The 19,780-nt window shown below is 70.4% G+C and carries 15 protein-coding genes; 9 read left to right on the top strand and 6 right to left on the bottom strand.

Annotated elements, in window-relative coordinates:
* Positions 1-103: 103 nt before the first annotated feature.
* Together sfnG and ACFPLC_RS39980 are read left to right on the top strand one after the other, a co-directional pair.
* Positions 104-1,234 carry a dimethylsulfone monooxygenase SfnG gene (sfnG, locus tag ACFPLC_RS39985; protein ID WP_378189567.1) on the top strand — a complete coding sequence of 377 codons (1,131 nt, stop codon included), beginning with the start codon at positions 104-106 and terminating at the stop codon, positions 1,232-1,234.
* The gene (locus tag ACFPLC_RS39980; protein WP_378189569.1) at positions 1,231-2,406 is read left to right on the top strand and encodes an acyl-CoA dehydrogenase family protein; all 1,176 of its coding nucleotides are present in this window, start codon (positions 1,231-1,233) and stop codon (positions 2,404-2,406) included. The genes sfnG and ACFPLC_RS39980 overlap by 4 nt, the downstream gene beginning before the upstream one ends.
* Here the strand turns inward: ACFPLC_RS39980 and ACFPLC_RS39975 are convergent, their stop codons facing one another.
* Complete coding sequence (locus ACFPLC_RS39975; protein ID WP_378236297.1) at positions 2,407-3,345, bottom strand: zinc-binding dehydrogenase; 939 nt, start codon at positions 3,343-3,345, stop codon at positions 2,407-2,409. It lies immediately after the preceding gene.
* Between the two features lie 82 nt (positions 3,346-3,427).
* On the opposite strand from ACFPLC_RS39975, the gene ACFPLC_RS39970 reads away from it, so the two are divergent.
* Genes ACFPLC_RS39970 through ACFPLC_RS39960 form a run of 3 tightly spaced genes read left to right on the top strand, consistent with a single transcriptional unit; the run spans position 3,428 to position 5,374 of the window.
* Positions 3,428-4,000: a TetR/AcrR family transcriptional regulator gene (locus tag ACFPLC_RS39970; RefSeq protein WP_378206377.1), complete on the top strand. Its 573-nt coding sequence runs from the start codon at positions 3,428-3,430 to the stop codon at positions 3,998-4,000.
* Positions 4,001-4,055: 55 nt separating this feature from the next.
* Positions 4,056-4,793: an alpha/beta hydrolase gene (locus ACFPLC_RS39965; protein WP_378206379.1), complete on the top strand. Its 738-nt coding sequence runs from the start codon at positions 4,056-4,058 to the stop codon at positions 4,791-4,793.
* Positions 4,790-5,374 carry a TetR/AcrR family transcriptional regulator gene (locus ACFPLC_RS39960; RefSeq protein WP_378206382.1) on the top strand — a complete coding sequence of 195 codons (585 nt, stop codon included), beginning with the start codon at positions 4,790-4,792 and terminating at the stop codon, positions 5,372-5,374. The genes ACFPLC_RS39965 and ACFPLC_RS39960 overlap by 4 nt, the downstream gene beginning before the upstream one ends.
* On the opposite strand, the gene ACFPLC_RS39955 is transcribed toward ACFPLC_RS39960, so the two are convergent.
* Positions 5,360-8,206 carry a glycosyl hydrolase family 95 catalytic domain-containing protein gene (locus ACFPLC_RS39955; protein WP_378206385.1) on the bottom strand — a complete coding sequence of 949 codons (2,847 nt, stop codon included), beginning with the start codon at positions 8,204-8,206 and terminating at the stop codon, positions 5,360-5,362. The two genes, ACFPLC_RS39960 and ACFPLC_RS39955, sit on opposite strands and share 15 nt — an antisense overlap.
* 11 nt (positions 8,207-8,217) lie before the next feature.
* Entirely contained in the window at positions 8,218-9,567 is a 1,350-nt protein-coding gene (locus ACFPLC_RS39950; RefSeq protein WP_378206388.1) for an RICIN domain-containing protein, read from the bottom strand.
* Positions 9,568-9,885: 318 nt separating this feature from the next.
* On the opposite strand from ACFPLC_RS39950, the gene ACFPLC_RS39945 reads away from it, so the two are divergent.
* Positions 9,886-12,228, top strand: a complete 2,343-nt coding sequence (locus ACFPLC_RS39945; RefSeq protein WP_378236094.1) for a beta-L-arabinofuranosidase domain-containing protein — start codon at positions 9,886-9,888, stop codon at positions 12,226-12,228.
* 39 nt (positions 12,229-12,267) lie between these two features.
* Here ACFPLC_RS39945 and ACFPLC_RS39940 read toward each other — a convergent pair whose 3' ends face one another.
* Positions 12,268-12,918, bottom strand: coding sequence for a DUF4230 domain-containing protein (locus ACFPLC_RS39940; protein ID WP_378206394.1), 651 nt, complete (start codon positions 12,916-12,918; stop codon positions 12,268-12,270).
* Positions 12,919-12,979: 61 nt separating this feature from the next.
* Positions 12,980-13,570: a TetR/AcrR family transcriptional regulator gene (locus ACFPLC_RS39935; protein ID WP_378206397.1), complete on the bottom strand. Its 591-nt coding sequence runs from the start codon at positions 13,568-13,570 to the stop codon at positions 12,980-12,982.
* A gap of 116 nt (positions 13,571-13,686) precedes the next feature.
* Between ACFPLC_RS39935 and ACFPLC_RS39930 the strand changes: the two genes are divergently transcribed.
* A complete protein-coding gene (locus ACFPLC_RS39930) occupies positions 13,687-14,238 on the top strand; it encodes a hypothetical protein (protein WP_378206400.1) in 552 nt (183 codons plus the stop codon).
* Here ACFPLC_RS39930 and ACFPLC_RS39925 read toward each other — a convergent pair.
* Complete coding sequence (locus ACFPLC_RS39925; RefSeq protein ID WP_378206465.1) at positions 14,216-15,562, bottom strand: glycoside hydrolase family 6 protein; 1,347 nt, start codon at positions 15,560-15,562, stop codon at positions 14,216-14,218. The two genes, ACFPLC_RS39930 and ACFPLC_RS39925, sit on opposite strands and share 23 nt — an antisense overlap.
* Positions 15,563-15,922: 360 nt before the next feature.
* On the opposite strand from ACFPLC_RS39925, the gene ACFPLC_RS39920 reads away from it, so the two are divergent.
* On the top strand, positions 15,923-18,301 hold the full coding sequence (locus tag ACFPLC_RS39920; RefSeq protein WP_378206402.1) for a ricin-type beta-trefoil lectin domain protein: 2,379 nt from the start codon (positions 15,923-15,925) through the stop codon (positions 18,299-18,301).
* 30 nt (positions 18,302-18,331) lie between these two features.
* Entirely contained in the window at positions 18,332-19,780 is a 1,449-nt protein-coding gene (locus tag ACFPLC_RS39915; protein WP_378206405.1) for an arabinofuranosidase catalytic domain-containing protein, read from the top strand.

The raw sequence follows: 19,780 nt of genomic DNA, 5'->3' as shown, positions 1-19,780 counted from the left end.
CGCGCAAGCGTGCCCACGACGTGGACACAATTCCGGCGGACCGGCGTTTTCCCAGACCGTGGATGCTTTTGCTCAGCCGTGAGCCGTGCTCCATTCTCCGCTCATGACCCAGCTCCACGAACCACTGAAATTCGCCTACTGGGTGCCGAACGTCAGCGGCGGGCTCGTCACCAGCGACATCGAACAGCGCACCGATTGGGGGTACGAATACAACCGGGATCTCGCGGTCATCGCCGAGAACAACGGGTTCGAATACGCGCTCACGCAGGTGCGCTACACCGCCAGCTACGGCGCCGCCTACCAACACGAATCGACCGGCTTCAGCCTCGCCCTGCTCTTGGCGACGCAGCGGCTGAAGGTGATCGCGGCCGTGCACCCCGGGCTGTGGCAGCCCGGGGTGCTGGCGAAGTTCATCGCCAGCGCGGACGTCCTGTCCGGCGGCCGGGCCGCGGTGAACGTCGTCAGCGGCTGGTTCAAGGACGAGTTCACCGGGCTCGGCGAACCGTGGCTGGAGCACGACGAGCGCTACCGCCGGTCCGAAGAGTTCATCCGGGTGCTCAAGGAACTCTGGACGAACGACCACGCCGAGTTCACCGGCGACTTCTACCGCATCCACGATTTCGACATCAAGCCCAAACCCCTCGCCGGGGACGGGCGTCCGCATCCCGAGATTTTTCAGGGCGGGAACTCCACGGCCGCCCGCAAGCTGGCCGGCCGCGTTTCGGACTGGTACTTCAGCAACGGCAAGGATTACGACGGGTTCAGCGAACAGGTGGCCGAAGTCCGCGGGTACGCCGCCGAAAACTCCCACGCCGTCAAATTCGGCCTGAACGGTTTCGTGATCGCCCGCGAGACCGAAGCCGAAGCGCGGGACGTGCTGCGTGAGATCGTCGCGAAGGCCAACGTCGAAGCGGTCGAGGGCTTCCGGTCGGCGGTGCAGCAGGCCGGCAACGCGACGGCCGACAAGAAGGGCATGTGGGCGGATTCGGAGTTCGCCGACCTCGTGCAGTACAACGACGGCTTCCGCACCCGGCTCATCGGCACCCCGGAACAGATCGCCGAACGCGCCATCGAATACAAGCGCCGGGGCGCGAGCCTGCTGCTGCTCGGGTTCCTGCACTTCCAGGAGGACGTCGAGTACTTCGGCAAGCACGTGCTGCCGATCATCAGGGAACTCGAGAAGGACATCGACCGCAGCGCCGCAACGCCCGAACCCGTGGGGAGCCGAGCATGACCGACTGGATCGAACGCGCCCGCGAGGTCGCCGCCAAACTCGCTGTCGACGCCGTCGAGCGCGACCGCCGGGGCGAGACCCCCTACCAGGAAGTGCAACTGCTGAAGGACGCCGGGCTGGTGACCCTCCTCGGCCCGGCCGAGCACGGCGGTGGCGGGCAGTCGTGGGAGACCGCGTACCGGGTGATCCGCGAGGTCGCCAAGGCCGACGGCTCGATCGGGCAGCTGCTGGGCTATCACTACCTGTGGGCATGGGCGGCGCGCCTGGTGGCCACCGACGCGCAGGTGGCGGCGGTCGAAGAGCTGTACACGACCGGCAACCTGTTCTTCGGCGGCGCGGTGAACCCGCGCGACTCCGACCTCACGATCACCGAGGACGGCGACGACATCGTCTACAACGGACACAAGTCGTTCTCCACCGGGGGCAAGGTTTCGGACCTGACCGTGCTGGAAGGCGTCCTGGCCGGGACCGAGGACCACATCTTCGCGATCGTCCCCTCCCAGCAGGAAGGCATCACCTTCCACGACGACTGGGACAACATCGGCCAGCGGCTCACCGAATCCGGCAGCGTGACGATCTCGGACGTGCGGGTGCCGTGGGCGTCGGCCGCCGGCTACGTCGACCGCGAGTTCCGGCCGCTCGTCTACAACACGCTCAACGTCCCGGCGATCCAGCTGGTCTTCACCAACTTCTACCTCGGCATCGCCCAAGGCGCTCTGGAGACCGCCCTCGCGTACACGCGGGACCGGACCCGCCCCTGGCCCTACGGCGGCGACGACAAGCAGGCGGCGTCGGAGGAGTGGTACATCCTCGACGGCTACGGCGACCTGCAGGCCAAGCTGTGGGCGGTCGAAGCCCTGGTGGACAAGGCGGGCGCGGCGATCTCCCGCGTGCTGCACGCCCCGCGCGAGGAGCTGACGCCCGAAGCGCGCGGCGAGGTGGCGGTGCTGATCGCCGCGGCCAAGCAGCGCGCGGTGGACACCGGCCTCGAGATCGGCACGAAGATCTTCGAGCTGACGGGAGCCCGGGCGAGCGCGTCGAAGTACGGCCTGGACCGGTTCTGGCGCAACCTGCGGACGCACTCGCTGCACGACCCGCTGCCGTACAAGCGCCGCGAGGTGGGGGAGTACGCCTTGCTCGGCGCGTACCCGACGCCGACCTGGTACACCTGATCACGCCGGCACGAGCGCGATCCGGCCGAACACCTCGCCGGCGTCGAGCTGCCGGTGGGCGAGCGTGGCGTGCGCCAAGGGCAGCACGTCGTGGACAACGGCGTCCACCTCGCCGCGCCCGGTGGCGGCCAGCAGTTCCCCGGCGAAGGCCCGCCGGTCCTCTGTGGACACGGTGTCGGCGCTGAACGTCGCGAACGACAGCGACTTCCGGAACGCCGCGAACATCCCCGCCGCCAGCCGGGCCGGCGGCGGGCCCGCGACCGCCCCGACCGCCACCAGCCGGCCGCCTGCGTTGAGCTTGGCGAAGAACGACGGCAGCTCTTCGCCGGCCACGATGTCGATGACGACGTCGTAGCCATCGGGGCCCGCCCCGGAGCGGTCCAGCACGTGGGTGGCGCCCAGCGCGCGCAGGCGGGCGCCGCGTTCGGCCGACGACGTCGTGACGGCGACCGTGCCGGTGCGTGCGGCGAGCTGGACGGCCAGCACGCCGATCCCGCCCGCCGCCCCGCGGACCAGCACCGACTCGCCGGGCGCGAAGCGGGCGTGCCGGAGACCGAAGTGGGCCACCACACCGGACCCCGCGACGGTCACCGCGTCGACCGGCGACACACCCGGCGGCAGCGGTACGAGCGCTGCGGCGTCCACCAGCGCCTGCTCGGCGTACCCGCCGCCCAGGCCGGTGGGGGCCCAGACCCGGGTGCCGGTCCACGACTCGTCGACCCCCTCGCCGAGGGCGGTGACGACCCCGGCGACCTCGCCGCCGGGCACGTGCCCGGCGGCGAAACCGTAGGCGGCCAGGTCGCCGCGGCGGATGAGGGCGTCGACGCCGCCGACGCCGATCGCCTCGGTGGTGATCACCACCTGCCCGGGGCCCGGCCGCGGGTCGGGTCGCTCGACGACGGCCAGGCCGCCGGGATCGCCGAAGGTCTGCACGGCCACTGCTTTCACGATCATCTCCTGGGGGTCGGATGCGGCCGCGACCGTAACGGACGCCCCCGTCCGGTACGCCTAAAGTGAGACGATGACCGGTCAAGTGCCTCGGATCCGGCGTTCGGACGCCCGCGATAACCGCGAACGCCTCCTCGAAGCCGCCCGGGCCGTGTTCGCGGCCGAAGGCCCCGCCGCACCGATGCGGGAGATCGCCCGGCACGCGGATGTCGGCCCGGCGACGCTGTACCGCCACTTCCCGACCAAGGATCAGCTGTTCACCGAAGCGTTCGAGGAGCGGCTGCACGGGTGCTACGCGATCGTCGAGGACGCGGTCGCCGATCCGGATCCTTGGCGTGGCCTGCAGACGGTGCTCGAGCGGCTGGGCGAGCTGTACGCCCGCGACCGGGCCATCACGGCGGCGCTCCTGTCGGCGTTCCCGATGGACTTCACCGCCGAGCGGGAGCGGGCGCTGAAGTCGCTCGCGGAGCTGGTGCGCCGCGCGAAGGACGCGGGCCGGGTGCGCCCCGAGACGACGCTGGACGACGTCGTCCTGGTGCTGATGGCAACCGGCGGGCTCCAGGCGGCCTCGCCGCAGGCGCGAGTGGCGGCCGCCCGGCGGTTCACCACGATCGCGATCAACGGCCTGCGAGCCCACCGAGACTAAGTGGGACAGTGTCCCGTATGGTAACCGGGACACTGTCCCATTTAAGGAGCTCTCCATGGCGATCACCTACGTCCTGGTCCACGGCGCTTGGCACACCGGGCAGTGCTGGGCGCGGGTCGTGCCGCGCCTGGCCGCGAGCGGGCGGCCGGTGTTCACCCCGACGCTCACCGGCTACGGCGAAACCCGGCACCTGCTCACCCCGGACGTCGGGCTCCGCACGCACACCGCCGACGTCGTGCGGCTGCTGACCGAGGCGGACCTGCGCGACGTCGTCCTGGTCGGGCACAGCTACGCCGGCCTGGTGATCTCCGCGGTGGCCGACGAGGTGCCCGAGCGGATCGCCCGGCTGGTGTACCTCGACGCCATGGTGCCCGCCGACGGGGAGAACGCGATCGACGTCATGCCGGTCACCCGAAGCATGCTCGGGACCGGCTGGCGCGTCCCGCCGCTGCCCGCACTGCCCGCGCCCTTCGGCCTGTTCGGGGTGACCGAGCCGGGCGACGTCGCGTGGCTGCGGACCATGCTGTCCGACCAGTCGGTCCGGTGCCTCGAAGAGCGGGTCACGCTGGCCAACCCGGCCGCCGCCGCGATCCCGCGCACGCACATCCACTGCACGGTGAAGCCGGCGGGGTTCGACCGGCGCCCGGTGCCCGCCGTGCAGCCGAACGGCGAGCCCGCGGACGTGCGGGAGCTCGCCACCGGGCACGACTGCATGATCACCGCGCCGGGGGAGCTGGCCGGGCTGCTGCTCGACGTCGGCGAGCCGGTGGGGGCCGGTAGCATGCGGTCGTGAGCGAGACGGCGGCAGCGAAACCGCCGCGGCGGGCCGATGCGCGGCGCAACGCCGGGAACGTCCTGGAGGCCGCCGCGGCGGTGTTCGTGACGTCCGGCGTCGAAGCGCCGATCCGGGAGATCGCCGCCCGGGCCGGGGTGGGCACGGCGACCATCTACCGCCACTACCCGACCCGGGCCGACCTGATCCTCGCGGTGTACCGGCTGCAGGTCGAAGCCCTGGCCGAAGCCGGCCCCGCCCTGCTCGCCAGCGAACCCGGGCCGCACCAGGCCCTGGTGAAGTGGATCGACCGGTTCGTCGACTTCGTCATCACCAAGCAGGGGCTGGCGTCGGTGCTGCAGTCCGACGAAGCCTGCTACGACCCGCTGCACGCGTACTTCCTCGAACGCCTCGGCCCCGTGTGCACGCAGTTGCTGGACGCGGCCGCCGCGGCCGGCGAGATCGTCCCCGGCCAGGACGCCTACGAGCTGATGCGGGGCGTCGGCAGCCTCTGCGCCGGCGCCGGGACGGCGGCCCGGTACGACGCCCGGCACCTGGTGAAACTGCTGGTCAACGGCCTGCGCCGGTCAGACGCGCTGTAGCAGGAACCGCTGGTTGGCGCCGCCGCCGACGGCGTACTGGGAGATGCGCGCGCCGTCGGCGGTCGAGGCGCCCCAGACGTCCATCGCGAGACCGCTGGCCCGGTTGACCAGGCTCACCACGCCACCACCCTGATCGGTCACCTTCCACTGCTGGGTCGTCGCGCCGGTGTCGGGTTGCTGGGTGATGTCCGCGCCCGAGGCCGAGCTCGCGACCTGCAGGACCAGCCCGCTGTGCCGGGCGCGGACGCGGTGGTAGCCGCCGTCCGAGGCGAGGAAGTCGAACTGCTGGTTCAGTCCGCCGCCGGACTGCCACTGGATCAGCGCCGCCCCGGCACTCGTCGAGGCGCCGTTGATGTCGGCCGACTTGCCGCTGTGCTGGGCGACGAGCCGGTAGTTCACCCCGGGCTCCACCACCGGCGGCGGCCCGCCCAGCGAAGTGGCCTGGTAGGTGTGTCCCCCCTGACCGGTGAAGCGGACCAGATCGCTCTCGACGAACGTCGGCTGGATCTTGGTGCCGCTCGTGGTGTCCAGGACCTCGTAGGCCGCGGTGAACAGCCGGCTGCGCACCTGGACGTCCCCGTCGCGGTCGGGCGTGACGGTGAGCTGTGTCGCCGCGCCGCTGCTCCAGGTCGCGCCGACGGTGTAGCCGCCGCGGCCGCGCAGGCCCGTGACGCTGCCGTCGGGCCAGGCTGGCGGCAGCGCGGGCAGCACGTGCAGCTCACCGTTGTGGCTGTGCAGCAACAATTCCGCGATGCCGGACGTCGCGCCGAAGTTGCCGTCGATCTGGAACGGCGGGTGGAGGTCGAACATGTTGGGCGCCAGGCGGTCCGTCCGCACGAGGAGCCGGAGCAGGTCGTGGGCCTTGGCGCCCTCTTCCATGCGCGCCCAGTAGTTGATCTTCCAGGCCAGTGACCACCCGGTGCCGTCGTCGCCGCGCAGCTGGAGCGTCTTGCGGGCGGCCGTGAACAGCGTGGGCGTGCCGCGCTTGGTGATCTGGTTGCTGGGGTAGAGGCCGTAGAGGTGCGAGATGTGCCGGTGGGTCTGTTCGGTCTCCACCCAGTCGTAGAGCCATTCCTGGATGTTGCCGCGTGAGCCGACCTTCATCGGCGCCAGCTTCTGCCGGGCCGCCTTGACCTGGTCGGCGAAGGCGGCGTCCACGCCGAGCACCTGACACGCGCCCGCGCAGCCGTCGAACAGGTCGCGCAGGATCTGCATGTCCATCGTCGGCCCGGCGCACACGGAGGCGTTCGTGTGGTGGTTCAGCTCGGGGGAGTTCGACGGGTTGGTGACCAGGTAGCCGAGCGAGGGTTCGGTCACCAGCGCGTCGAGGAAGAATTGGGCGGCGCCCTTGAGCAGCGGGTAGCGGGCGCGCAGGAAGGCGACGTCGCCGGTGAAGCGGTAGTGGTCCCAGATCATGGTGGCGAGCCAGGCGCCGCCGGTCTGCCACATGCCGGCCTGCGCGAAGTCCACAATGGAGGAGCCACGCCACCCGTCGGTGTTGTGGTGGGTGACCCAGCCGCGGGCACCGTACTCGACCTGCGCGGTCCGGGCGCCGGTGACGGCGAGATCGGCGATCATGGCGAACACGGGTTCGTAGCACTCGGCGAGGTTGGTGACGTCGGCCGGCCAGTAGTTCATCGGCAGGTTGGCGTTGAGCGTGTACTTCGACTCCCACGACGGGTTCAGGCTGTCGTTCCAGATGCCCTGCAGGTTGGCCGGCTGGGTGCCCGGCCGGGACGAGGAAATCAGCAGGTAGCGGCCGAACTGGAAGAGCAGGGCGGCGAACTGCGGGTCGTTGACGCTGTTGTGCTGCGCGATCCGGACGTCGGTGGGCTGGTCGGCCGCCGCGGTGCGGCCGAGGTCGAGGGTGGTGCGCCCGAACAGCTTCTGGTAGTCGGCGACGTGCCGGCTGCGCAGGGAGTCGTAGGGGAGCGACTGGGCGGCGGCCAGCCGGGTGCGCGCGATGCCCTGGTAGTCCCCGTTCACCGTGCGGTAGTCGACGTAGCTGGTGCCGATCGAGATCAGCAGCGTCACGGCGTTGGCCCCGGACACCCGCAGCGTGCCGCCGGAACTGCTGGTCGTCCCGCCTTCGGCGGTGGCGTTCGCCAGGGCGAGGAACCGGACCGAGCCGGGGATGCCGCGGCTGTCGGAGGAAACGCCGTCGAGGGCGATCGTGGTGCCGTTCGGGCTGGACGTCGACGCCCGCTGCGGCGTGCCGAACGACGCGGAGAACGAGACCGAGCCGGGTGTCTCCGCCGTCAACCGCAGGACGATCACCTGGTCCACGGCGCTGGCGAACACCTCGCGCCGGTAGCGCACGTTGTTCGCGACGTAGGTGACGACCGTGGTGGCCGTGGTCAGGTCGAGCCAGCGCTGGTACGAAGACGCGGTGGCGCCCGGGAGGGCGAGGCTGAGCGTGCCGACGGGCTGGTACGGCTGCTGGGCGGCCGGCGTGCCGAGCATCTTCTGGTCGATCAGCGACTGCGCCTGGGTCCACTGGTTCGCGAACACGAGCTGCCGGATCTGGGCGAGGGCCCCCGCGCCCTGGGTGTTGCTGTAGTCGTGGGGGCCGCCCGCCCAGACGGTGTCCTCGTTGAGCTGCAGGCGTTCGGTGTCGGTGTTGCCGAACACCATGGCGCCCAGCCTGCCGTTGCCGATCGGCAGCGCCCGCAGCCACTCGGTGCCGGCCGGCTTGTCGTACCACAGCGCCAGGTCGTTCACCGCCCGGACGTCGGACGGCGCGGCCGAGCCGGGCCGGGCGGTCGCCGTCCACACGAGGGGCACCAGCCCGGCACCCAGCCGGATCGCCTGTCGTCGGGTCAGGTCGGGCATCGTCGTCCTCCTCAGGAGCGCTGGAGCTGGAACCGCTGGTTGGCGTTCCCGGAGGCGGCGTACTGCGAGATGCGCGCGCCGTCGGCGGTCGAGGCACCCCAGACGTCCATCGCGAGGCCGCTGGCCCGGTTGACCAGGCTGACCGTGCCGCCCTGGTCGGTGACCTTCCACTGCTGGGTGGCCGCGTCGGTGTCGGGTTGCTGGGTGATGTCCGCGCCGGAGGCCGTGCTCGCGACCTGGAGGACGAGCCCGCTGTGGCGGGCGCGGATGCGGTAGTAGCCGTCGGCGGAGGCCAGGAAGTCGAACTGCTGGTTGGCCGCGGTGTGCGAGGACCACTGGATCAGGGTGGCGCCCGCCGCGGTGGACGCGCCGCTGATGTCCGCCGATTTGCCGCTGTGGGCGGCGACCAGCGAGTAGTTCACGCCGACCTGCACCGGCGAGGTGGGCGGGTTCGGGTCGCTGCCGCCGAACTGGCTGAAGAACTTCCAGATCTCGGCCTTGTCCCAGCTCCGCGCGCCGCTCTCGCAGCCGGTGCAGCCGTCCACCGGGCCCTGCTGGTGGCCGCCGTCGAACGGCGCCCAGACCACCGGGTAGCCGGCCCGGCACCCCGAATAGACGGTGAGGTAGTGCGTTTTGCTGCCCGGCGCGGGTTCCGGGGCGTTCTGCGGGGTGCAGCCGTTGTTGCGGACGAACGTGTCCCGCAGGCCCCGTCCGGCACCGATGTTGTCCGACACGCCGTGGATCCCCATGTACGCGATGGGCTGGGTGCCCCCGCTGCACCCGCTGATCGCGCCGGGCGCGGCGATGGCCACGACCGCGCGGAAGACGCTCGCCCGGGCGCAGGCGAGCGCGTAGCTCATCGCGCCGCCGTAGCTGAAGCCGATGGAGAACAGCTGCGTCGTGTCGACGCACAGGTCGTTCTCGATCAGCCGGACCATGTCGTCGGTGAAGGTGACGTCCTCGCCGCCGGAATTGCCCCAACCGTTGTTGAGGCCTTGCGGGGCCACGAAGATCGTCGAGTTCCCCGACTGGGACTGCATGCCGTAGTAGGCCCAGGCGTAGCCGTCGCTGCCACCCGAGGCGACCTGTTCGGCGGTGCCGCCCAGCCAGTGGAAGCCGAAGGCCAGCCGGTGCGGCGTGCTGTCGTCGTAGGTGGGGGGTAGCTGCAGGATGAAGCTGCGGCTCTTGCCGTTGCTCTGGATCGTGCGTTTACCGCTGGTGAGCGTGGGATTCTTGCCGCACCCGGCGCTGGGCGCGGCCGCCTGGGCCGCCGCGGCGGCGCCCGGGGGAGCGGCGCAGACGGCCAGTGCGAGCAGGGCGGCGGTCACCATGGTCCGGAACGGTGATCCGAACTTGGGCATGCGAAATCCCTTCGGCCGATGGGGAATTCCTCGGGCCTTCGGCGTCGGACGCCTGCTCAAGGTGTTCCGGTTGTAGCACGGGTTTCGAATGGCCGTCCAGCAGGAAATGAAATTTTCAGTTCGTCGAAACAGTCGAAAACGAATTCCGCTATTTGTGGGAAACGATTTCCGATGGCCCTGGTCCCCGGCTCGCCGGAGACGGCACGGAGGGCCGTGCGACGGCGTCGGCCGCGGAAGGGTCGTGACAGCAGAGCTTGTTAGCGCTAACATTCACGCCGCCCGTCCCCCTGTCCCGCTCAATGACGAACGGAGCACCCGGTGACCTCCTCCTTCAGTCGCCGTCGGCTGCTGCAAGCCGCCGGCGCCACCGCCATCGCCTCCGCGGCCGGATCCGCCGTCGGCTGGGCGCCCGCCGCTTCGGCGGCCACCACCGCCGCCGCGGCCGTCGGCCCGGTCCGCCCGGACGCGGGCGTGTCCGCGTTCCCGTTCGAGCTCGGCCAGGTACGGCTGACGGCGAGCCGGTGGCTGGACAACCAGAACCGCACGCAGAACTACCTGCGGTTCGTCGACGTCAACCGGCTCCTCTACGTCTTCCGCGCCAACCACCGGCTCTCCACGAACGGCGCGGCCACCAACGGCGGCTGGGACGCGCCGACCTTCCCGTTCCGCAGCCACGTCCAGGGCCACTTCCTGACCGCGTGGGCCCAGCTGTGGGCCGTCGCCGGCGACACCACGTGCCGGGACAAGGCCACGACCATGGTGGCGGAGCTGGCGAAGTGCCAGGCGAACAACGGCGCCGCCGGGTTCACCGCCGGATACCTGTCCGGGTTCCCCGAGGCCGATTTCGACAACCTCGAAGCCGGGCGCCTGTCGAACGGCAACGTGCCCTACTACTGCATCCACAAGACGATGGCCGGCCTGCTCGACGTGTGGCGGTACATCGGCAGCACCCAGGCCCGCGACGTGCTGCTGAACCTGGCGGGGTGGGTCGACCGGCGGACCGCCCGGCTCTCGGCGAGCCAGATGCAGTCGGTGCTCAACACCGAGTTCGGCGGCATGAACGCGGTGCTGACGGACCTCTACCAGTACACCGGCGACTCGCGGTGGCTGACCACCGCGCAGCGGTTTGACCACGCCGCCGTGTTCGACCCCCTCGCCGCCAACCGCGACCAGCTCAACGGGCTGCACGCCAACACCCAGATCCCCAAGTGGATCGGCGCCGCGCGGGAGTACAAGGCCACCGGCACCACCCGCTACCGCGACATCGCCACCAACGCGTGGAACATCACCGTGGGCGCGCACACCTACGCCATCGGCGGCAACAGCCAGGCCGAGCACTTCCGCGCGCCCAACGCCATCGCCGGGTACCTCAATCAGGACACGTGCGAGAGCTGCAACACCTACAACATGCTCAAGCTGACCCGGGAACTGATCGCGCTGTACCCGGACCGCGCCGACCTGGCCGACTACTACGAGCGCGCCCTGCTCAACCAGATGATCGGCCAGCAGAACCCGGCCGACAGCCACGGCCACATCACCTACTTCAGCTCGCTCAACCCCGGCGGCCGCCGCGGTCTCGGCCCGGCGTGGGGCGGCGGCACGTGGAGCACTGACTACAACTCGTTCTGGTGCTGCCAGGGCAGCGGCCTGGAAACCCAGACGAAGCTGTCGGACTCGATCTACTTCTACGCCGGCACGACGCTGATCGTGAACCAGTTCCTGCCCTCGGTGCTCACCTGGACCGAGCGCGGCATCACGGTCACCCAGACCACGTCCTTCCCGGCGAGCGACACCAGCACGCTGACGGTGACCGGGAGCGTCAGCGGGACCTGGGCGATGCGTCTCCGTATCCCGGGCTGGACCAGCGGAGCGACCATCAGCGTCAACGGCGTCGCGCAGAACGTGACCGCCACCCCGGGCAGCTACGCCACCCTGACCCGGGCTTGGACCTCCGGCGACACGGTCACCGTCCGGCTGCCGATGAAGGTCGCCCTGAAGGCGGCCAACGACAACGCGAACGTCGCGGCGGTCACCTACGGCCCGGTCGTGCTGGCCGGCAACTACGGCAGCAGCACGCTCTCCGCGTTGCCGTCGCTGAACCCGAGCTCGGTCACCCGGACCAGCAGCACGGCGCTGACCTTCAGCGCCACCGCGAACGGCTCGGCCGTCAACCTGGTGCCCTTCTACGACGCCCAGGGCTTCAACTACACCGTCTACTGGAACACCGGTGGCGCCGGTACGATCACCTACCGGCTGGTCAACGTGGGCAGCGGGCTGGTGCTGGGCGTCGAGAACATGTCCACCGCCGACGGCGGCCGCGCGCTGCAGTGGTCCGACAGCGGCACCGCGGACCACAACTGGGAGATGATCACCGACGGCAGCGCCGTCCGGTTCCGCAACGCCAACAGCGGCAAGGTGCTCGGCGTCCTGGACATGTCCACGGCGGACAACGCCCGCGTCCTGCAGTGGTCGGACAACGGCACCGCCGACCACCGCTGGACCCTCGTCGACCAGGGCGACGGGACCTCGAAGATCCGCAACGTCAACAGCGGCAAGCTGCTGACGATCGAGAACGGCTCCACGGCGGCGGGTGCGTATGCCGTGCAGGGCCCGGACAACGGCGCCGCGGCCAACCGGTGGCGGCTGGTACGCAACGGCTGATCGACGCGGCCGGCGTCGCGCGTGCGGCGCCGGCCGGGATCAGCCGGGATTGCTGTCGGCGTACTTGACGGTGATGGTCTTGAAGCCCAGCGACTGCAGCAGGCCGGTCAGCATCGTCCGGGTGTTGCGCTCGGCGTCGGCGATCAGGGAGCTCTTCGCGGCGGCGGCCTGGATCTGCTTCTGGGCGAGCTCGTACAAGGCCTGCTGCGAGTTCGGGTTCCCGCTGAGGAAATCGTTGATCCGGGTGAACAGGCCCTGCTGCTGTGCGTACACCCGGGACTCGTGGACGTTCAGGGTGGCCGGCTCCAGCTGCGCGTGGCCCAGGGTGATCGTGGCGGACTGGCGGTCGTCGGAGACCTGGACGGCGTCGCTCTTCAGCCGCGAGAAGTCGACGAAGGCGTTGTCCGTGCCGACTCCGATGAACAGGGTGTCGCTGCCCACGAGGAAGCTGGGCAGGACGGAGCTGCTCTTGATGTCGACGACGACCTGGAAGGAGCCGCTGGCCGCCTCGTAGCGCGAAAGCTCGACGATCGACTGCAGCAGCACCGGACCGGAGTGCTCTTCGGTCTTCTGGGCGAACGGATTGCGCAACTGGGGTAACAGGTGCACCGCCGATGCGACCAGGATCGCGGCGATCAGCACCACCACAGCCGCCGCCAACGCGATGAGCCGTTTGCCCCAAGCACCCATGTCGGGAGGAATACCCATCCGGCCGCGCGGCCAATCGAGCCGTCTGGAGTGCCGGCCGGGTTCACTTCCGCCGCTTGACGCCGGCCGCCGCCGGCGCGTCGCGGTACCGCAGGATCCCTTCCACGCCACGGAGGAACGTGGCGCAGATCGGGTCTGGGTCGGTAAGGCAGCCCGCGGCCATGGCGCCGTCGCGGAGCATGACGAAGTGCTGGGCGGCCGGCCCGGGAGCGGTTTCCCCGGTGGCGGCGAGCAGTTCCGTGACCGTGTCCAGGAACCACTGCCGATGGGCGAGAACGGCTTGGTGCACCGGGTGGCCGGGGTCGGGGTATTCGGCGGCGGCGTTGAGGAACGCGCAGCCCCGGAACCCGGGTGACCGGATGCCGTCGGCGATCGTGGCGGCCACCGCCAGGACGGCCTCCCGGGGCGAGCCGCCCGCCGCGTTCCGTGCCGATTCCACCTGGGTCCGGATGAGGGCGTCCGCCTCGGTCAGGTAGGCCACCAGCAGGTCGTCCTTGCTGGGGAAGTGCCGGTAGAGCGTGGCGCGGGTGACGCCGGCGTCGGCGATGACCCGGTCGATGCCGACCGAGTGCAGGCCTTCGGTGTAGAACAGCCGGCTCGCCGAGGCCAGCAGCCGCCCTCGTGCTTCGGACAAGGTCACCTCCCGGGACGCAACCAGCCTAGCAGATAGAACGGTCGGTCTTGACGGCATCGGCAAACCGCTGCCATAGTCGCCAACGAGACAGATCGTTCTATCTACCGGGAGCACCCATGACCACCGACACCGTTCCGGCCGCCGGCCACGCCCAGGCTTTGCGGCGGCTTTACTTCGTCCGCTTCGCGTTCGCCCTCGTCTGGGCCGGATTGCTCTTCGCGACGGCCTCGAGTCTCGGACCCGTCAGCATCGCGCTGCTCGTGCTGTACCCGCTGTTCGACGTCGTCGCCGCGGTGCTGGACGCGCGTTCGGCGGGGGCGGGCAGGCCGGTCACGGCGCTCTGGGTGAACGTCGCGATCAGCCTGCTCGCCGCCGCCGGCCTGGCCGTCGCCGCCTCGTCCGGAATCCCCGGCGTGCTGCGCGTGTGGGGCAGCTGGGCGATCGTGGCCGGCCTGGTCCAGCTCGTCGTCGGTGCCGCCCGGCGTGGCCTCGGCGGCCAGTGGCCGATGATCCTCAGCGGCGCGATCTCCGTCGTGGCCGGCACTTCCTTCCTCGTGCAGGCCACAATGGACGGTGCTGCGCTGACGGCACTGGCCGGGTACGCCACGCTGGGCGGCATCTTCTTCCTCGTCTCCGCGCTGCGGCTCAGGAGCAGTACGTCCCGTTGAGCGCCGGCTGCAGGAACGGCGGCGTGCCACCGGTGTAGTTCGCGTTGTAGCCGAGCGTGGCCGTCGCGTTCGTGCCCAGGTTGCCGTTCCACGACGTGTTGGTAACCGTCACGACGTCGCCGCCGTCGCTCCAGGTCCCGTTCCAGCCCTGGGTGACGGTGACGCCGGGTGCGGAGAACGTCAGCGTCCAGCCGGTGAGGGCCGCACCGCGGTTTTCGATGACGATCTCGCCGGTGTACCCGGTCGGCCAGGAGCTGACCACCCGGTGGGTGACCGTGCAGCCGCCGGTCGGCTGCGGGGTCGTGGTGGTGGGCGTGGTCGGGGTCGTCGGCGTGGTGGGCGTGGTCGGCGTCGTGGGTGTCGTCGGGGTGGTGGTCTGGATCGGCCCGGCCGCGACGGCGAGGTCGTAGGCCCGCTGGGGCACGAACTGGCCGGCCGTGGCGATGCAGCCGTCCGCCTCGCCCGGCGGCTTGATCCACAGGAACGCGTCGATCTGGCTGTCGCCGGTCTGGTTGGTGCTCGGCGTGCCGATCGCCCGCCCGCCCGGGTCGCACCACTCGCTGCCCTGCGGTCCGTTGCCGTTGCGGCTGGTGTCGATCACGGCCTTCAGCCGCGAATCGCCCAGCTGGTTGAGGATCGCCTTGTCGTAGGCGACTTCGTCGGAGGTCGCACGGTAGTTGGACACGTTGGTGGAGATGCCGTCGGCGCTGTTCGAGATGTCGGCGGCCCGCAGCCGCGAGGCGGCCTCACCGGCGGAAAGCCACGCCGAGTGCCCGATGTCGAAGTACACCTTCGCCTGCGACGAGCCGGCCTTGAGCTTCTTGCCCGCGTACGCCATCGACGCCGTGGTCTGGCGCTGCTGGTCGCTGTTCTGGCAGTTCGTCATCTGCGGGAGCACGTCGGGTTCGAGCACGATGGCGGCCGGACGGCCCGCCAGCCCGGCCGCCACCTGGTCGATCCACGCGCGGTAGGCGTCGTGCGAGGGCGCGCCCCCGCTGCTGGCGCCGCCGCAGTCGCGGTTGGGGATGTCGTAGACGACCATGATCGGGATTTTCCCGGCGGCGGCCGCGGCGCCGACGTAGGCGTCCACCTCGCCGCGCACGGTGGAGGTGTTGGTGGTGGTGAACCAGCGTGCCTGGGGTACCGCGGCGATCCGGTCGCGGATGACCGCGGCCCGCGAGTCGCCGGGGTTCGCCGCGACCCACTTGGCCGCGTTGGTGCCGGGATCGGTGTAGTACGCCGAGGCGGCGGCCTGCGCGCCGGCCCACGTGGTCGTGGCGACGACGCCGGTCACGGCGACGGCGGCGAGTCCGCCGGCGGCCACTGTCCTGCTTCGCATGCACGTTCTCCTTCGAACGACGGGGCTGGCGCCGGAAAAGTCCGCTGGGAGCGCTCCCAGCAGTCCGAGACTGTAGCCGGGGAATGCGGTCCGGGAAAGGGGCGCGGGCGCCGCTTTCGCCTGCCGTCCCGAAAATTACATCGGGGCGAAGAACGACAGTTGTTCGGCGGCAGAGTGACTGTTAGCGTTAACGCAGCGCGTGGTCACCATCGACGAAGATGGGTTCTCCTGGGCGGATTCCCGGCCGGACGAGGGCGTTCCCCCCTTCGTCGATCGTTCGATTGTTTCGCCGGCAGACCCGGAACTTTCGCCGGGTGCCGCCCTGCGTCGGAAGTGAGGACACCCATGTTCCGGAGCGCGACAGCGGTGGTCACCGCGGTCGTCCTGGCCGTGGCAGGCAGCGTCGTCGCCGCGGCGCCGGCCCAGGCCGCCACCTCGATCACGATCAACGGAAGCTCCGGCGGACGCACGTTCGACGGCGTCGGCGCGGTCAGCGGCGGCGGGGGCAACAGCCGCCTGCTGATCGACTACCCGGAGCCCCAGCGCGGGCAGATCCTCGACTACCTGTTCAAGCCCGGCTACGGGGCCGCCCTGCAGATCCTCAAGGTGGAAATGGGCGGGGACACGAACTCCACCAGCGGTGCGGAGCCGAGCCACGCCCACTTCCGCGGCGATCTCGACTGCAACCGCGGGTACGAGTGGTGGATCATGGAACAGGCCAAGCTGCGCAACCCCGGCATCAAGCTCGTGGGCCTGCCCTGGGGCGCGCCGGGCTGGATCGGCAACGGCACGTTCTTCTCCAACGACCTGACCGACTACTACCTGTCGTGGCTAGGGTGCGCGAAGCAGCACGGGCTGACCATCGACTACCTCACGAGCGTCCAGAACGAGAAGCAGTGGAGCGCGGACTGGACCGTCACCCTCCGCAACGCGCTCAACGCCAACGGGTACAGCGCCATCAAGATCATCTCCGGTGACTCGTGGCCGGGGGACTGGGGCCCGGCGAGCGCGATCTCGACGAACACGGCCTACCGCAACGCCACCGACGTGCTCAGCGCCCACTACACGTGCGGCTACCTCAGCGCGCAGACCTCCTGCAGCGTGCCGTCGAGCGTCACCAACACCGGCAAGACGCTGTGGTCGAGCGAGAACGGCTCCCAGGACTACAACGACGGCGCCAAGCCGCTGGCCCGCGGGATCAACCGCGTCTACCTCGACGGCAAGATGACCGCGTACCTCAACTGGGACCTGATCGCCGCCGTCACCCCGAACATCCCGTGGCCGACCGTCGGGCTGATCCTCGCCAACCAGCCGTGGTCCGGCTACTACTCGGTCGGCAAGGACGCGTGGGCGCTGGCGCACACGACGCAGTTCACCGCGCCCGGCTGGAAGTACCTCGACGCCTCCAGCGGCTACCTCGGCGGGAACCGCGGCAACGGCAGCTACGTCTCGCTCAAGTCGCCGAACAACACCGACTACAGCACGATCATCGAGACGCTGGACGCCACGTCGGCCCAGACGCTGAACCTGAACGTCACCGGCGGGCTGTCCACCGGCCAGGTGCACGTGTGGGCGAGCAACCTCAACTCGAACAACCCGGCCGACCACTTCGTGCACAGCACCGACATCACGCCGAACGGCGGCGCCTTCTCCCTGACCGTCCAGCCCGGCTACCTTTACTCGATCACGACCACCACCGGGCAGGGCAAGGGCACCGCGACCAGCCCGCCGCAGGGTTCGCTCAACCTGCCCTACAGCGACGACTTCGAGGCGTACGCGAAGGGCAAGGAAGCCAAGTACCTGATGGACATGGAGGGCGCGTTCGAGACCGCCGCCTGCGGCGCGGGCCGCGCGGGCACCTGCGTGCGCCAGGCCGCCACGCAGAAGACCATCCCCTGGAAGAAGTTCGTCGATCCCTACGCCCTGCTGGGCAACATCGCCTGGAGCAACTACACGCTCAGCACGGACGTGCTGCTGGAGAAGTCCGGGTACGTCGAGCTGCTCGGCCGGGCCGGCTCGCAGGACACCGGCAACCAGGGCGCGCTGAACGCGTACTACTTCCGGGTCAGTGACACCGGCGCCTGGTCGATCCGGCGCAACAACACCAGCCAGCAGAACACGACGCTGCGCACCGGGACGACGACCGCGCTCGGCACCGGCAGCTGGCACAAGCTGTCGCTGGGCTTCTCCGGCAGCACCATCACCGCCTCGGTCGACGGCACCGTCGTCGGCACGGTCACCGACAGCACCTTCCCGGCCGGCCAGGTCGGCATCGGCACGGCCGTGGGGGAGACCGCGCAGTTCGACAACTTCGCCGTCGCCGGTTCGGGCGGCGGGTCGACGTCGGTGCTGCGCAACACCGCGGCCGGGCGCTGCCTCGACGTCCCGAACGTGTCGCAGACCAACGGCACGCAGGTGACGCTGTGGGACTGCAACGGCGGCAGCAACCAGCAGTGGACCCTGACCTCGGGCAAGCAGCTGCAGGTCTACGGCAGCAAGTGCCTCGACGCCGAGGGCGCGGGGACCTCCGCCGGCACCCGGGCGATCATCTGGGACTGCACGGGCGGCACCAACCAGCAGTGGAACGCCGCCGCGGACGGCACGATCACCGGTGTCCAATCCGGACTGTGCCTCACGCCGAACGGCAACGGCACCGGGAACAGCACGCCGGTGACGCTGCAGACCTGCACGGGCGGCAACGCCCAGAAGTGGACGCGGAGCTAGCGGAATTCCGTCCGGACAAAGGAGTTCGCGATGAGCAAGCGCTGGACGAGGTTGTGGCCGGCCGTGGTGATCGCCGCGGGCGCGGTGGCCGGCACGGCGACGGCGTCTCAGGCCGCCACCCAGGGGCCGTGTGACATCTACGCGGCCGGGGGAACGCCTTGTGTGGCCGCGCATTCGACCACCCGGGCGCTGTACGGCACCTACAGCGGCTCGCTGTACCAGGTGCGGCGGGCGTCGGACAACACGACGCGGGACATCGGCGTGCTGAGTGCGGGCGGCGTCGCGAACGCCGCGGCCCAGGATTCGTTCTGCGCCGGGACGTCGTGCCTGATCACGGTGATCTACGACCAGTCCGGCCGGAACAACCACCTGACCCAGGCCCCGCCGGGCGGCTTCTCCGGCCCGGCACCGGGCGGGTACGACAACCTGGCCAGCGCGACGGCCGCGCCGACCACGGTCGGCGGGCAGAAGGCCTACGGCGTGTTCGTGGCGCCGGGTACCGGGTACCGCAACAACAACGCCACCGGGACCGCGACCGGCGACCAGCCGGAAGGCATGTACGCGATCTTCGACGGCACGCACTACAACGGCGGCTGCTGCTTCGACTATGGCAACGCCGAGCGCAACAGCCGCGACAACGGCAACGGCACGATGGAAGCCATCTACTTCGGCAACATCAAGGTGTGGGGCTACGGCGCCGGCAACGGGCCGTGGATCATGGCGGACCTCGAGAACGGGCTCTTCTCCGGCGTCAACCAGCGCTACAACGCCAACGACCCGAGCATCAGCCACCGGTACCTGACGGCGATCGTCAAGGGCGGTCCGAACCGGTGGGCCATCCGCGGCGGCAACGCCCAGTCCGGCGGCGTGTCCACCTTCTACGACGGCGTGCGGCCCAACGTGGCCGGGTACAACCCGATGCGCAAGGAAGGTGCCATCATCCTCGGCACCGGCGGCGACAACAGCATCGGCTCGGCGGGCACGTTCTACGAGGGCGTGATGACGTCCGGCTACCCGTCGGACGCCACCGAGAACGCCGTCCAGGCCAACATCGTCGCGGCCGGGTACGGCACCGGCGGCAGCACCACGGGAACCGGGCCGGTGCACGCGGTCGGCGCGGGCAAGTGCCTGTCCGCCCCGAACGCCACCCAGGGCACGCAGCTGCAGATCGCCGGCTGCTCCGGCCAGCCGAACCAGGCGTGGACGCGCACCTCGGACGGCAGGCTGACGGCCACCCTCAACGGGGCGACGCTGTGCCTGGACGCGTCCGGGCAGGGCACCAGCGCGGGCACGAAGGTGGTGACCTGGCCGTGCAACGGGCAGGCCAACCAGCAGTGGAACGTCAACTCGAACGGCACGGTCACCGGGGCCCAGTCCGGGCTGTGCCTGGACGTCACCGGTGCTTCGACGGCCGAGGGCGCCCCGGTCGAGTTGTGGACCTGCAACGGCGGCAGCAACCAGCAGTGGACGTTGGGCTGA

It is taken from the genome of Amycolatopsis plumensis, from assembly GCF_042652605.1.
Taxonomy (GTDB): Bacteria; Actinomycetota; Actinomycetes; order Mycobacteriales; family Pseudonocardiaceae; genus Amycolatopsis; species Amycolatopsis plumensis.
The sequence above is the reverse complement of the archived record's forward strand: the minus strand, read 5'-3'. Positions and strand labels throughout refer to the sequence as shown.